The following is a 13296-nucleotide window of genomic DNA, read 5'->3' as shown; positions in this document are numbered from 1 at the left end:
TCCCCCTGCCTGCCCTCAAGCGTAGGAAGCGGCGTTTGCCCCGCAATTACCCTCGCGTTTCGTTCGCAATACGTTGTTTTCCGGGATCCGCGGAATACCGGTGAGCGGCCGGAAACGTGCCGGAAACAATCGTTGTCCGGTCCTCACGCGGCCCTGCGGGGGAGCGTGAGGGTGGATTTACTGCCGCGAAACATCGGCCGGACCGACGCGTAACACCGGCTCCCTAGGCTCGATGCAACGCCAAACGCCCACCACCCGTAGAAGGAGACACCGCCATGACCGTCCTGATCGAGGAGCAAGCCACCACCGCCGGAAACGTCGCCTGGCACGACGTCTGCTGGTTCGACGACCTGGAGACGGGCTGGGGGGAAGCCGCATGGATCGACGGCCGGCAGGTCGCCCTGTTCCGTTTCGCCGACGGCACCATCCACGCCTCCGACCAGCGCTGCCCGGCCACCGGATCCAATGTGATGGCCCGCGGGATCATGGGCGGCCGTTCCACGGACGCCGGCCTGGTCCACACCATCGCCAGCCCGCTGCACAAGGAGGTCTACCGGCTCGACTCCGGCGAATGCCTCAGCTCCCCCGGGCTCGTGCTGCCGGTGCACCGTGTGCGCGTGGAGGACGGCCGCGTTTGGGTTGGGTTCTCGCTGTGACCGCGGCGTTGCTGGAGGAGCACACGGCGCGGGACGGGGCCGCGCCCCTGACCCCGACCTCGAACTCCGCGTGGGGCGGCTGGGAGCCGCCGGCCGTGGCCACCACGCTCGTCGCCGCGTCCCACGGCACCAACAGCCCCGCCGGCCAGCGGGCGATCGCTGAGCTGGTCTCCGCCGTGGCCGCAGCCCGCCCCGAGGTCCCGGTGGCCCCCGCGTTCGTGGACGTTCAGGAGCCGGACGTCGGCACCGTGCTGCGCGCCGCCGGCGGGAAGCCGCGGATTGTGCCGCTCCTCCTTTCCACGGGCTTCCACACGCGCCACGACCTGGCGGGATCCGCGGCCGGCGCGCCCGGCACCACGGTCTCCCGCGCCCTCGGGCCCGATCCCCGGCTGGCCGCCGTGTTGGAGCGCCGGCTTGCTGAGGCGGGCCTCCGCCGCGGCGACCAGGTCATCCTGGCGTGCGCCGGCTCGACCGACGCCCAAGGGGTGGCGGACTGCCACGCGATGGCGCGCCTGCTGTCCGACAGGCTGGGCACCACCGTGGAGACGTCGTTCGTCTCCGCGGCCACCCCGTCCGTCGGCGAGGCGGTGCGGCGTGCCGGGGCGAGGTCCCGCAGGCGGTGGTTTGCCCGCGGAAGGGTGGTGGTCTCCACCTACTTGATGGCGCCCGGCCACTTCGCGGCCCTCGTGGCGGGCAGCGGTGCCGACGTCGTTTCGCAGCCCCTGCTGGTTCCCGGCACCGACGTCCCGAACGAACTCGTGGATCTGGTCCTCGAGCGCTTCGACCGCCTGTAGGGAGCTCCGCGCACCCCAAATAGGTTCTGCGGAACCCATCGGCTATCGTTGTGGATGTAGTCGTAGTTTTCTCGTAGTAGTTTCAGTGCCAAGTCCCCGCTCGCGGGGCGTGTCTCTTTCTGACTCGCGGTAAATCACGTAGCTGCATGGGGCCACCAAGTCCGGTGGCCGCAACCCCTACGTCCCCTGCGGACAGTCTGAAAGGACACATCATGGCAATTGGTACCGTCAAGTGGTTCAACGCTGAAAAGGGCTTCGGCTTCATCGCTCCGGACGACAACTCGGACGACGTGTTCGCGCACTACTCCGCGATCCAGTCCAACGGATTCCGCTCCCTCGAAGAGGGCCAGCGCGTTGAGTTCGAGGTGACCCAGGGCCAAAAGGGCCTGCAGGCCACCGACATCCGCGCTGTCTAAGTAGCGGATCGGCTCGATACATCGAGCTCTTCTAATCACCGCGAAGGCGGCACCCGGTTCGGGTGCCGCCTTCGGGCTTTAAGCCGCGGCTGTGCCCTGGGCGGCCCCCGCCGGCTACCGCACCACCATCGCGTCGATGTCCGGCGCCTTGGACAGGAACTCGTACTTCACCGTGAGCTCGCCCATCTTGGACAGCTGTTCGGCCGGAACCTCCGCGGACCAGGTCTCCATCTTCATGCCCTTCGCCACGTCCGCGTCCATGCCCATGAACTCGGGGAGCAGCGCCTTGGCGTCCTCCTGATTGGTTTCCGCTTCCGTCAGCACCTCCGCCATGGCCTCCTTAAACTTCGCCACGGTCTCGGCGTTGCCGCTGGCGAAGTTTCCGCTGGTGAAGCTGACCATGGTGGGCAGGCCGGGGACCGCTTTCTGATTCGGATAGCCGAGGAGTTCGTTGTCGGGATCCGCCAACGCCTTGCTCAGGAACGGCTCGGGCAGCCAGATGGCGTCGGTGTTGCCGCGCTCCAGCTGCGCCTCCATGTCGGGGAAGGGCATCTCGTTGAACTTCAGCCCGGCGGGGTCGCCGCCGTCGATCGACGCCGACTCCATGATCGTCAGGTCGCCCTGCGTCTTGAGCGCGTTGACCGACGTCGTTTTCCCGGCGAGGTCCTCAAACGTGTCGATCCCGGAGTCCTTCTGGACCACCACCCCGTTGATGTCCTCGCCCTCCGCCTTGGAGTTCGAGTAGCCGGTGACGATCTTCATGTCCAGGCCCTTGTCGACGGCCGTCATCACGGACAGGCCGTTGCCGACCGCGAAGTTCATGGTTCCCGTGGACACGGCGGGCAGCATGGCGGCCCCGCCCTGTCCGGTCTGGAGCTCGACGTCGAGCCCGTGCTTCTCGAAGAGGCCCTCGTCGATGCCGTACTGCATGGCGACGGACGGGGCGATCGCCAGCACGCCGACGGTCACCTTCGTCAGGCTCGAATCCCCCGGGGACTGCGAGTCCGCCCCCGCGGCGGTACCGGACGGGGATCCCCCGCCGCACGCGCTGAGCAGCAGCGACACCGCGGCTCCCAGGACAACGGCTTTGGGCAGGTTCTTGTTCATGGTTTCTCCTTAGCTGGGACCGGATGCGCTGGCTTCCCCGGCCGTGGCCCCGGCGGCTTTGTGGGCTGGGTCACACACTATCGCCGCCACATGACAGTTACAAGGGTTCATCAATAGTTGAGTTCCGCAACGGAGCTAGACATCGATGCTGACCACGGCGCGGCCCGACGCCGGGCGGGAGGCGCCCGCCCCGGGCCGGATGCCGGAGCCGCCCGGCCCGCCCTCCGCCACGCGCGATACGCACGCGCACATGCGGTCCGCGGCGCACTGCTGGCGCTCGCTGAGAAAAACGTCGCGATGGTCGATCCGGCCTTCTGCGCCAAGGATCTTGACCTCGCACAACCCGCACTCGCCCTTCCGGCAGTCGAACATCAGGTCCACGCCGGCGTCCTGGAGGGCCTCCAGCATGGAACGGTCCCTGCCGACGATTGTTTCGACGCCGAGCCGCGGCACCCGGACCGTGAACTCCTCGGGCTCGAACCACCCCGAGTTGCCGAACGTCTCGTACCGCAGGTCCGGGAGCGGAAGGTCCCGCGCCGCCCAGGCGCGGCGCACCGCATCCATCAGGCGTATGGGACCGCACATGTAGACCTCCGTGCCTGCGGGGATCCCCGCGACAAGCGCACCAACGTCGAGCGCCGTCCCCTCCGCGTCGATGTGCGCGGCGAGCCTGTCACCGTGGGAGGCCTCCAGTTCGCCAAGGTACGCCATGGCGTCCCTGCGCCTGCCCGCGTAGACGATGCGGTAGTGGGCGTTGACGCGCCGCAACACGTCGGCCATGTGGGCGATGGCGGTGATGCCGATGCCGCCGGCCACCAGGACGTAGCCGGCGGCGCCGATCCGTAGCGGGAAGTTCTGCAGCGGGGTGGTGGCGCGCAGCGTGTCCCCCGCGCGGAGCGAGTGCATGTGGCTGGATCCGCCGCGAGACGACGACGTGCGGAACACGCTGACGGCCAGGCGCCTGCCACCGTCCATCGATTCCACCACCGAGTAGGAGCGGCGGTGGGGCTGCCCCTCGACGTCCACCACCACGTCGATGTGGGAACCCGGCTCGGCGGCCTGCGCGAACTGGACTTCGAGGACGATGCGGCGGATCCCCGCGGCCACCTCGGTGCTTTCCACGACCACGGCGTCCTGCCAGGTTTCCGTGTTGTTGGCTGCCATGCTGGTGCCCCTTGTGTGCTTGACGTGAATGGCTGTTCGGAAGGCGGTGGCCGCTCAGACGCGCTCGGCCGCGCGACCTTCGGCGGCCAGCATGCCCTCAAGAATCCGCCGCACCCACATTCCGCCCGCGTCGATGTTCAGGCTGTAGAACTCGTGGTCGGGGTTGGCGTCGATGGCCTCCTGCTGCGCCTTGAGCATCTCCTCGTCCTCGCCGAAGACCCCATGGACTCCGTTGCGCAGCTGGGTGGTGATCAGCTGGCTGTCCAGCCGGTAGTTGCGCATGAACGCCCAGAAATAGTGGGACGAGCGGTCCGTCTCCGGTGTGATGGTGTTCATGACGTAACCGTTGACCCCCTGGCTGCGGTCTCCGGACGCGGCACCGGTGCCCGCCTTCGCGACCCCGACGTCGATGCGTATCGTGGACGGCGCCTCGAAATGGATGATCTGCCACCGGTCGACCTTCCCCTCGAACCCCGGGAACCTGTCCCGCATGTTCTTGAGCCAGAATGGAGGCGCGTCGATGTTGAACATCCACCGGGAAACCGTGACCCGGTTCCCGTCCCGCGAGGTCTCGAACTCCGACTCGCTCAGCTCCTCCTGCCCGATCGAGGACGAGTGGACGAACTCCTCGTGGGTGAGGTCCATCAGGTTGTCCAGGATCAGTTGGTAGTTGCAGGCGGCATGGATGGTTTCGCCGTCGCCCGCCCACTCCGCGGAGTCCATTTGGGGCATGTCCGGGACAAGGTCGGGATCGGCGAGCATGGGGTCCCCCAGCCAAACCCACACGTAGCGGTGGCGTTCGACCACCGGAAAGGACGGAACGGTGGCGCTCGGGTTCACGGTCTCCTGCGCCGGCATGGACACGCAGCGCCCCGCGGAGTTGTAGACGATCCCGTGGTACGGGCATTGGATGCCGTCCCTGCCCGTCGTCTTGCCCATGGACAGCGGGGCCAGGCGGTGCCAGCAGGCGTCGGCGAGAGCGACGGCGCGCCCGTCCTCCGTGCGGTACAGCGCGAGCGGCCGGTTGGCCACCCGGCGCGGCATCGGCGTGCGCGTGACCTCGTGGTCCCAGGCGGCGACGTACCAGGCGTTGAGCGGATGCCCCAGAACCTTCGCGGCTCCGGCGCTTCTGGTGGCGGTGTTGGTCATGGCTGGTCCTTCTTGGAATGGCGGCGCCGGAATGGTGCGCGCCGGCTTCGAGCATTGCTTGTGGCCTGGAACACAGAGTAACTATGCACATAGATAGCTGGCAAGTGTCATGCCGCCCTACTCAGCCATCCCGCTCGCCGGTCACCCGTAGACACGACACTATGGCGGTAGTTACTCTGGGCCTGCCCCGTGCGGGGCGCGACACCGACGTCGGGATCCCTGCACACGTGCCGCCGCAGGCAACGCACCCGGAACCAAAGGACCCCAATGACGCCGTCCGACCAGACTCCGCCAGACCAGCTTCCGCGCGACGGGATTCCATCCGGCGAGCTCCCGCCAGGCCAGCGTCCATCGGGCGCCACGCCGCCCGGTCCACCCTCCGGCATTGTGGCGCAGGGCCTGCTCGCGGACTTCTCGCTGGAGATGACCGGGAAGGACATCCCCGCGCTCGAGGCGGCGCGCGGCGCGATCCCTGCGGGAACACGCATCAACGTGACGTTCCTCGGAAACGAGGACCTGCCGATGCGCGTTGCCGCGTCCACCGCGGTCCGGGCGGCGGGCTTTGTGCCGGTCCCCCATGTTTCCGCGCGTCGCCTGGCCACCGAGGCGGAGCTGGACGGGTTTCTCGAGGCGCTCTCGACGCGCGCCGGCGCCCGGGACATCTTCGTGGTCGGCGGTGATCCGGCCCAGCCGATGGGCCCTTATCCCGATTCGCTGTCCGTCATCCGAAGCGGGGCCCTGACCCGTCACGGATTCACGCACGCGTCCATCAGCGGCTACCCCGAGGGGCACCCGGACATCGACGCGGACACCCTGTGGAGGGCGCTGGAGGACAAGGCGGCCGCCCTCGCGTCCCAGGGACTCGACGGCTCGATCATCACCCAGTTCGGGTTCGACACGGAGCCCGTGCTGGACTGGTTGGCCGAGGTGCGGCGGCGCGGCATCGACCTGCCCGTGCGCATTGGCGTCCCGGGACCGGCGGGAATCAAACGCCTGCTCACCTTCGCCAAGCGCTTCGGCATCGCGTCCTCGGCCGGGATAGCCCAGAAGTACGGCTTCTCCCTTGCCAACCTCTTGGGCACGGCGGGCCCGGACCGCTTCCTGAGGGACCTGGCCGCCGGCCACGACCCGGCGGTCCACGGCGCGGTGGGGCTGCACTTCTACACCTTTGGCGGGCTCAAGGCCACCGCCGACTGGATCGCGGATTTCAGGGACGACGACGGCGGCCGCCGGGCATAGCCGGCGGGCCGTCGTCGGCTACTCCGCCGGGAGCAGTGCCTTCAGGTCCGGGACCTCTTCGATCAGTCCGCGGTCCAGGGAGATCTGCGCGATCTCCTCGATGGAGTCGGCGTTGACCTCGGTCGGGAACTTCGGCAGCGTCAGCTTCTCGATCACGTCCGGCTTCAGTGTGGTGTAGGTCGGAAGAATCTCGCGGACGCGGTCCGGATTGGCCTCGGCGAACTCCAGGGAGGCCTTCATGGCGCGCACAAACTTCTCCGCGGTCTCCGGGTTGTCCTGCACATACTGGTCCGAGGTGAAGTACACGGCGACCGTGAGGTCCTCGACCGGCTCGGCGTAGTTGGAGAACACGCGCTCGTTGCCGCCCTCCTCCGCGATCGTCACAAAGGGCTCGACGGCGGCGATCGCGTCCACGTTGCCCTTGTCCAGTTGCCCGACCATGTCGGGAAAGGGCATCTCCACAAAATCGACGCCGGCCGGGTCTCCCCCGGCCTGCTTGACGGCCTCGGAGATGGTCGAGTCCGAGATGTTGTTGAGCGTGTTGACTCCCACCTTTTTGCCGACCAGGTCCGCGATCTCCTCGATGCCGCTCCCCTGTTTGGTCATGACCGCCGCGAAGTCGTCCTCCACGTTTCCGGTGGTGTTGGCGCCCGCCGCGACCATCCTCAGCGGCAGTCCCTTGGAGCGCGCGACGATCATGGACGTGACGTTGGAAAACCCAAAGTCCATCTGGCCCGAGGTGATGGCCGGAACAATGGCGGCGCCGCCCTGCGCGAGCGTCAGCTTGAGGTCCAGCCCCTCCTTCTCGAAGAGCCCCTCCTCGACGCCCAGGTAGATCGGCGCGACATCGACGATGGGGATAACACCCACCTCGATCTGCTCCATCCCCGCCCCGCCCGCCGCAGTCCCGCTCGCGTCCGACGACGGCGATCCGCCGCCGCACGCCGCCAGTCCGAGTACCGCCACGCACAACACGGCCGCCTTGAGTGATTTCATCGTGCTCTCCTGATGTCGGGGACACCCCACGGGCCGGGGTTGTGATCCAGTTCACACAATAACTACACTGATCGGTATTTCATAGGCGCCCGGATTCCCCGGTGGGCAACCCCTGACGAAGAAAGCATTTCGGTGACCACACCTCGACATATCTACGCGCGTAGTCATATGGTCGAGGGAGTTCGTGTGATCTGCTTCACTATTTCACCGTTCCGGCCCAACGGCGGATCCGGAACCATCAACGAAGGAAGAGGCCCCCGTGGAAGCCAAGAACCTCCAGGACGTTCTCGACGCGGCACCCAGCACCGTGGAGCTCCTACGAAATTCGCAGATCGGCGCGTACATTTACCCGGTGGTGGCGCCCGAGTTCTCCAACTGGCGCAGCGAGCAGCGCGCGTGGCGCGAGACGGCGGTCCTTTTCGACCAGTCCCACCACATGGACAACCTGTTCATCAAGGGGCCCGACGCCCATAAGCTGATTTCGGACACGGCCATCAACAGCACCGCGGCGTTCCCCGTGAACAAGGCCAAGCAGTATGTGCCGACGACGCCGGCGGGCCACGTCATCGGCGACGGGATCCTATTCCACGAGGCCGAGGACGAGTACGTCTACGTGGGCCGGGCCCCGGCGGCGAACTGGCTGCTCTTCCACGCTGAAACGGGCGGCTACGACGTGGAGGTGGTTGCGGACCGGCGCTCTCCCTCGCGCCCCATGGGCAAGCCGGTGCGGCGCAAGTACTGGCGGTTCCAAATCCAGGGGCCCAACGCGTGGCAGATCATCGAGAAGCTCAACGGCGGCTCGGTCGAGCAACTCAAGTTCTTCAACATGGACGAGATGACGATCGCGGGCGAGCGCGTGCGCACGCTGCGCCACGGCATGGCCGGGGCCCCGGGGTTGGAGATCTGGGGCGAATACGGGTCCTACGACAAGGTCCGGGACGCCATCGTCGAGGCGGGGGCCGAATTCGGGATGCTGCCCGTCGGCGCGCGCGCCTACCCGTCCAACACGCTGGAGTCGGGATGGATACCGTCGCCGTTGCCCGGCATCTACACGGGCGACGAGTTGCGGACCTACCGCCAATGGCTCGGCGCCGACAGCTACGAGGCGGCCAACGCCGTCGCCGGCAGCTTCGTTTCGGACGATATCGAGGACTACTACCTGACGCCGTGGGAACTCGGTTACGGTTCGTTCGTCAAGTTCGACCACGACTTTATTGGGCGGGACGCACTGGAACGGATCGACCCGGCGTCGCAGCGCACGAAGGTCACGCTGGCCTGGAACGCCGAGGACCTGGGCCGGATCCTTACTTCGGTGCTGGACACCGACGAGGTCCCCTACAAGTACTTCGACCTTCCTCTGGCCAACTATGGATCCTCCAACTACGACAGGGTTGTGGACGCCGTCGGCAACACCGTGGGGCTCTCCATGTTCACCGGGTACAGCTCGAACGAGCGCCGCGGCCTGTCGCTCGCCACCATCGACCCGGACGTTCCCGTGGGGACGGAGCTGAAGGTCGTGTGGGGCGAGCCGGACGGCGGAACGCGAAAGTCCACCGTGGAGCCGCACCGCCAGATCGAGGTCCGCGCGGTCGTCAGCCCGACCCCCTACTCGACCGTGGCCCGCCAGGACTACCGCGGAGGCTGGCGCACCGCGGCCGTACGGTAGGCCGATCCGCATCGCGTGCCCGCATAGGATGGTCTGACCGCCGACCCGCGTGGGCGGCCGCCGAACGCTGAAAGGGGACCGTTGAGCCTCCGCTATGCGCTATTGGCGCTGCTGAACGTCGAGCCGATGACGGGGTACGACCTGTACAAGGTCTTCGAGTCCTCCGTCGGCCACGTCTGGTACGCGCCGGACTCCCAGATCTACCCGGAACTGCGGAAGATGGAGGGGGACGGGCTGGTCCTCGGCGAGGACGTGCCGTGGGGCAAGTCGGGAACCAAGCGCCGGTACCACATCACTCCGGACGGCAACGCGGCGTTCACGGACTGGATCAATTCCCCGATGGAGTTCTCGCGGGTCCGCGATCCGGCGCACCTTCGCGCCGCCTACCTTGAATGGGCCACGCCCGAGGCCGCGCGGAACCAGATGCGGGCACACGTGGCGCACAACACCGCGCTCTTGCGGCAGTGGGAGCAGAAGGTCCGGGAGATCGACACTGGGACCAGCGCCATGCTCCTGCGGCGGCTGAGCAAGACCGCCGAGAAGGACCGCGGGCGCACCACGGCGTTCAAGCGCTTCGCGTACGAGGGGTTGATCGCCCGTGCCGAGGCGGAGATCGCCTGGGCCAACCGCGGGCTGCGCCTCGCGGACGAGCTCTACGGCGCCGAGGAGGCCTGAACGCCGCACACCGGCCGGCCGCTACGGCAGAAGGCCGGAGTGCGCCCGGGCCAGCACGTCTGTACGGGTTTCGGCATGGCGCCGACCCAGCGCCTCGCGCAGGGGGTCCGCTTGGCCGCGCCGCGCGGTCGACCGTTCGCCCCAGCCGACCAGTGCGGATCCCGCGCGAACCATCAGGAGGTCCAGTCCGGACGGGACCGGGGCGACGGCCGCGGCCCGCGGCGGCCTCGCGGCCGTTGTGCGGTGGATGGCCGGGTCTGGTGTTGGTGTCTCTGATGCTGTTGCTGTTGCGAGGGACATCGTCATCGGCTTTCTGTGTCTGGATCCGCGGGGCCCGCGGGGGGCGCCGCCGGATCAACGAGGGGGAAGGCATTGAAGTGGAGCTGCACGGGACGGGCGCCGGGGCCACCCTTCCCGCGGTATTCCTCGACGATCTCGCCGAGTGATTGCACAACGCGCCGGCTGATCTCTTCCAGCTGGGCAGCATCCAGCCGCAGGTTGGAGGTGTTGAGCACGGAGGCCTCCATCCACTCCGTTCCGAGCCGTTCGTCGCCGAAGCGGATGAAGTCCTCCAGGGCCTCCGAGCGGTTGCGTTCGAATTGGCGGGCAACGATGCGCGCCGCCGCGATCGTCGCCTGGTTGTGGGGGTCGGCGGCGGGAGAAAGGCTGATGGCTCCGGGAGGGCGCTCCCACCAGCGCTCGCGGGCCGATCCCTTGCCTTCGACCTCGCGTACCAGGCCGTGCTTGGCCAGTTGGCGCAGGTGGTAGCTGGTGGATCCGCTCGATTCGTGGAGCCGCTCGGCGAGGCCGCTGGCCGTTTGCGCCCCGTGGCGCGAGAGCGCCTCGAGAAGCTGCAGGCGGATCGGGTGGGACAGTGCCTTGAGAGCGGCCAGATCGAGTGTCCGGCTCTCGGCTTCGCGCGGGACGTTTTCCATAAGACGAGGATAGGAGTGCAAAGGTTTATTTGCAAGTATTTCTTTGCAACTATTTCTTTGCGGACTTTCTCCCAGCGGTGACCCCTCGCACCCCGCCCCCCTCGCGGGAATGAACGCCGGGGGACGGAGGTTGGCATCAGGTGTGAGCATTCCACTGTCGGTCCTTGACCTTGCCCCCATCTCCCCCGGCGGCACCCCCGCCCAGACGTTCGCCGCGTCGGTCCAACTGGCGCAGGCGGCCGAAGCCTCCGGCTATACGCGGGTGTGGTACGCGGAGCACCACAACATGGCCACCATCGCCTCAAGCGCGACGTCGGTGCTGATCGGCCATATCGCGCACCACACGTCCACGATCCGCCTGGGCGCCGGCGGAATTATGCTGCCCAACCACTCCCCGCTGGTCATCGCCGAGCAGTTCGGCACGCTGGAGACGCTGTTCCCGGGCCGCATCGACCTGGGACTCGGCCGGGCGCCCGGCAGCGACCAGGCGACCTTCCGCGCGCTCCGCCGCGACCCGGCGTCGGCCGACGCCTTCCCGCACGACGTGCTGGAGTTGCAGTCCTTCCTGGGCCCCGCCTCCCGCATCCCCGGCGTCAGCGCCTACCCGGGCCGCGGCACCGGCGTGCCGCTCTACATCCTCGGCTCGAGCCTCTTCGGCGCGCGCCTCGCCGCCCAGCTGGGGCTGCCGTACTCCTTCGCGTCCCACTTCGCGCCGGACGCGCTCGAGCAGGCCGTCTCCGTCTACCGCGCGGAATTCAAGCCGTCGGAGCAGCTGTCCGAGCCCTACGTGATCGCCGGCGTCGGGGTTGTCGCCGCGGACACCAACGAAGAGGCCCAGCGCATCATGGAGGAGGTCCGCCGCAGCCGCATCCGCATGATGTTGGGGCGCGGCCGAGAACAGCCCTTCACCGAGGACGAGGTGGACATGCTGCTCACCTCTCCCGCCGGGGAGTCCATCCTGCGCATGCTCGCCTACACGGCCGTCGGCACACCCGCGGCAGTCCGAGATTATCTGGAGGGATTTGCCGCCCACGCGCGCGCGGACGAGCTGATCACGGTGCACAACGCGCCGCACGCGGAGGACCGCCTGTCCTCCGTCCGGATCACGGCCGATGCCATGGGGTTGGGAAAATAGGGCTATGCCGTGAGATCGGCTGGTTCTACGCTGTCACTGAAGGCACACCGCGGGGCGTCCGGTCCCGCCGGCAACCAGGAGGGGCAGATGAGCGACGTTTTCGATGACACGGTGTTCGACGAACGGGCCGACGACGACCTGAACGAACCCGAGGATGGGCGCGACGGCCAGCCCTACCCGGGGTCCTCCGACTCGCCGGAGTCGATGGAGGTGCTGGACCCGCTGCACAAGCACAACTACCTGCTCGACGACGACCTCGAGACGGAGGAGGACCTCGACGACGAGGACGCCGAGGAGGAATGGGACGACGAGGAGCCCCGGGTCGACGACGACGAGGACGCCGAGGACGCCGAAGGGGACTGACCGCGGCGCTAGGATGAATTAGCGGCAGCCGCCGCTGACGGCATCAAGCGCAAGGAGCACTGATGGTCAACCCGGTGCACCTGCGCACGATGCTGGAGGTCATCCAACAGGGCTCCTTCGCCGCCGCCGCGGCGCGGCTGGGCTACACCGCCTCCGCCGTCTCCCAGCAGATGTCCGCCCTGGAGCGCGACACCGGGGTGTCCCTCTTCCGGCGCTCCGCCCGCGCGATCGAGCCGACCGAGGCCGCTACCACCATGGCGAGGCACGCGCGGAAGGTGCTCACCGACATCGATGCCCTCCTGGCCGCCAGCCACACCGCCGGATCCGGAGCGGAGGGCAACGGCACACGGGAACTGCGGCTCGGCATCTTCCCCTCCCTCGCCACGTTCGCCCTGCCCCGGCTCCTCGGCTCCCGCGACTGGCTGTCCTTGGGCGTCAGCCTGCGCGTAAGCGTCGGCGAGCCGCACCAGACCATCCAGGGGTTGCAGGCCGGGGGCGAGCTGGACCTGGCGCTGGTCTTCCAGGTGGGGCAGGCCGGACTGGCCTGGCCGAGCACCCTGGACCGCCAGTGGATCGGCGACGACAATTTCCGGGTCGTCCTTCCCAAGTCGTGGCGGATCGCGGACGGATCCGAGGTCACGGCCGAACAGCTGGCACACATGCCATGGATCATGCACCACCCCGGGACGTCGGACGCCACGGTGATCTCCCGGCTGTTCGCCTCCTGCGACCTGCACCCGCGCGTGGTGGCCTACTGCGACGACTTCAACGCCTCGCTGCAACTGGCCGCGGCGGGCCTGGGTGCCGCCCTGGTGCCCGACCTGGCAATGCAGGACCGGCCCGCGGGAGTGGTGGTGGTCGAGGTTCCGGAAATCAGGCTGGCCCGGAGCATCTTCGCGCTCCAGCTGAACGATCGGCGCAGCGCGCAGGTGGACGTGTTTATGGACCGTCTCGCCACCGAACTGCGCCAGATCAAGATTGGTCCGCGGCAGCGCTAGCCG

15 protein-coding genes are annotated in these 13296 nt (G+C 68.0%); 9 read left to right on the top strand and 6 right to left on the bottom strand.

Annotation, left to right across the window (positions count from 1 at the left end):
• Window positions 1-275: 275 nt before the first annotated feature.
• The 3 genes from nirD (at window position 276) to AC3ZJJ_RS00430 (ending at window position 1866) form a co-directional block, all read left to right on the top strand.
• Entirely contained in the window at window positions 276-656 is a 381-nt protein-coding gene (gene nirD, locus AC3ZJJ_RS00440) for a nitrite reductase small subunit NirD (RefSeq protein ID WP_489893307.1), read from the top strand.
• Window positions 653-1450, top strand: a complete 798-nt coding sequence (locus tag AC3ZJJ_RS00435; RefSeq protein ID WP_489893306.1) for a sirohydrochlorin chelatase — start codon at window positions 653-655, stop codon at window positions 1448-1450. The genes nirD and AC3ZJJ_RS00435 overlap by 4 nt, the downstream gene beginning before the upstream one ends.
• 212 nt (window positions 1451-1662) lie before the next feature.
• Window positions 1663-1866, top strand: coding sequence for a cold-shock protein (locus AC3ZJJ_RS00430; protein WP_343901574.1), 204 nt, complete (start codon window positions 1663-1665; stop codon window positions 1864-1866).
• A 114-nt stretch (window positions 1867-1980) separates the two neighbouring features.
• Here the strand turns inward: AC3ZJJ_RS00430 and AC3ZJJ_RS00425 are convergent, their stop codons facing one another.
• The 3 genes from AC3ZJJ_RS00425 to AC3ZJJ_RS00415 all read right to left on the bottom strand — a co-directional run bounded on the left by AC3ZJJ_RS00425 (window position 1981) and on the right by AC3ZJJ_RS00415 (window position 5286).
• Complete coding sequence (locus AC3ZJJ_RS00425) at window positions 1981-2973, bottom strand: ABC transporter substrate-binding protein (protein WP_489893305.1); 993 nt, start codon at window positions 2971-2973, stop codon at window positions 1981-1983.
• Window positions 2974-3108: 135 nt separating this feature from the next.
• Entirely contained in the window at window positions 3109-4137 is a 1029-nt protein-coding gene (locus tag AC3ZJJ_RS00420; RefSeq protein ID WP_489893304.1) for a PDR/VanB family oxidoreductase, read from the bottom strand.
• 54 nt (window positions 4138-4191) lie between these two features.
• Window positions 4192-5286 (bottom strand): aromatic ring-hydroxylating oxygenase subunit alpha, encoded by a 1095-nt coding sequence (locus tag AC3ZJJ_RS00415; RefSeq protein WP_489893303.1) that lies wholly within the window; start codon window positions 5284-5286, stop codon window positions 4192-4194.
• A gap of 267 nt (window positions 5287-5553) precedes the next feature.
• Between AC3ZJJ_RS00415 and AC3ZJJ_RS00410 the strand changes: the two genes are divergently transcribed.
• Window positions 5554-6525 carry a methylenetetrahydrofolate reductase gene (locus AC3ZJJ_RS00410; RefSeq protein WP_489893302.1) on the top strand — a complete coding sequence of 324 codons (972 nt, stop codon included), beginning with the start codon at window positions 5554-5556 and terminating at the stop codon, window positions 6523-6525.
• 18 nt (window positions 6526-6543) lie between these two features.
• On the opposite strand, the gene AC3ZJJ_RS00405 is transcribed toward AC3ZJJ_RS00410, so the two are convergent.
• Window positions 6544-7521 carry an ABC transporter substrate-binding protein gene (locus AC3ZJJ_RS00405; protein WP_489893301.1) on the bottom strand — a complete coding sequence of 326 codons (978 nt, stop codon included), beginning with the start codon at window positions 7519-7521 and terminating at the stop codon, window positions 6544-6546.
• 259 nt (window positions 7522-7780) lie between these two features.
• Here AC3ZJJ_RS00405 and ligM point away from each other — a divergent pair, with 259 nt between their 5' ends.
• Together ligM and AC3ZJJ_RS00395 are read left to right on the top strand one after the other, a co-directional pair.
• Window positions 7781-9187 (top strand): vanillate/3-O-methylgallate O-demethylase, encoded by a 1407-nt coding sequence (ligM, locus tag AC3ZJJ_RS00400; protein ID WP_489893300.1) that lies wholly within the window; start codon window positions 7781-7783, stop codon window positions 9185-9187.
• An 81-nt stretch (window positions 9188-9268) separates the two neighbouring features.
• A complete protein-coding gene (locus AC3ZJJ_RS00395; protein ID WP_489893299.1) occupies window positions 9269-9862 on the top strand; it encodes a PadR family transcriptional regulator in 594 nt (197 codons plus the stop codon).
• A 21-nt stretch (window positions 9863-9883) separates the two neighbouring features.
• Here AC3ZJJ_RS00395 and AC3ZJJ_RS00390 read toward each other — a convergent pair whose 3' ends face one another.
• Both AC3ZJJ_RS00390 and AC3ZJJ_RS00385 read right to left on the bottom strand, forming a co-directional pair.
• Entirely contained in the window at window positions 9884-10162 is a 279-nt protein-coding gene (locus tag AC3ZJJ_RS00390; protein ID WP_489893298.1) for a hypothetical protein, read from the bottom strand.
• Window positions 10163-10164: 2 nt separating this feature from the next.
• A complete protein-coding gene (locus AC3ZJJ_RS00385; RefSeq protein ID WP_489893297.1) occupies window positions 10165-10797 on the bottom strand; it encodes an ArsR/SmtB family transcription factor in 633 nt (210 codons plus the stop codon).
• 142 nt (window positions 10798-10939) lie between these two features.
• Here AC3ZJJ_RS00385 and AC3ZJJ_RS00380 point away from each other — a divergent pair, with 142 nt between their 5' ends.
• The 3 genes from AC3ZJJ_RS00380 to AC3ZJJ_RS00370 all read left to right on the top strand — a co-directional run bounded on the left by AC3ZJJ_RS00380 (window position 10940) and on the right by AC3ZJJ_RS00370 (window position 13293).
• Window positions 10940-11932: an LLM class flavin-dependent oxidoreductase gene (locus AC3ZJJ_RS00380; RefSeq protein WP_489893296.1), complete on the top strand. Its 993-nt coding sequence runs from the start codon at window positions 10940-10942 to the stop codon at window positions 11930-11932.
• Between the two features lie 87 nt (window positions 11933-12019).
• Window positions 12020-12295: a hypothetical protein gene (locus AC3ZJJ_RS00375; RefSeq protein ID WP_489893295.1), complete on the top strand. Its 276-nt coding sequence runs from the start codon at window positions 12020-12022 to the stop codon at window positions 12293-12295.
• Between the two features lie 62 nt (window positions 12296-12357).
• Complete coding sequence (locus AC3ZJJ_RS00370) at window positions 12358-13293, top strand: LysR family transcriptional regulator (RefSeq protein WP_489893294.1); 936 nt, start codon at window positions 12358-12360, stop codon at window positions 13291-13293.
• Window positions 13294-13296: the final 3 nt, after the last annotated feature.

This window comes from Arthrobacter sp. AOP29-A2-19 (assembly GCF_058138025.1).
The sequence above is the reverse complement of the archived record's forward strand: the minus strand, read 5'-3'. Positions and strand labels throughout refer to the sequence as shown.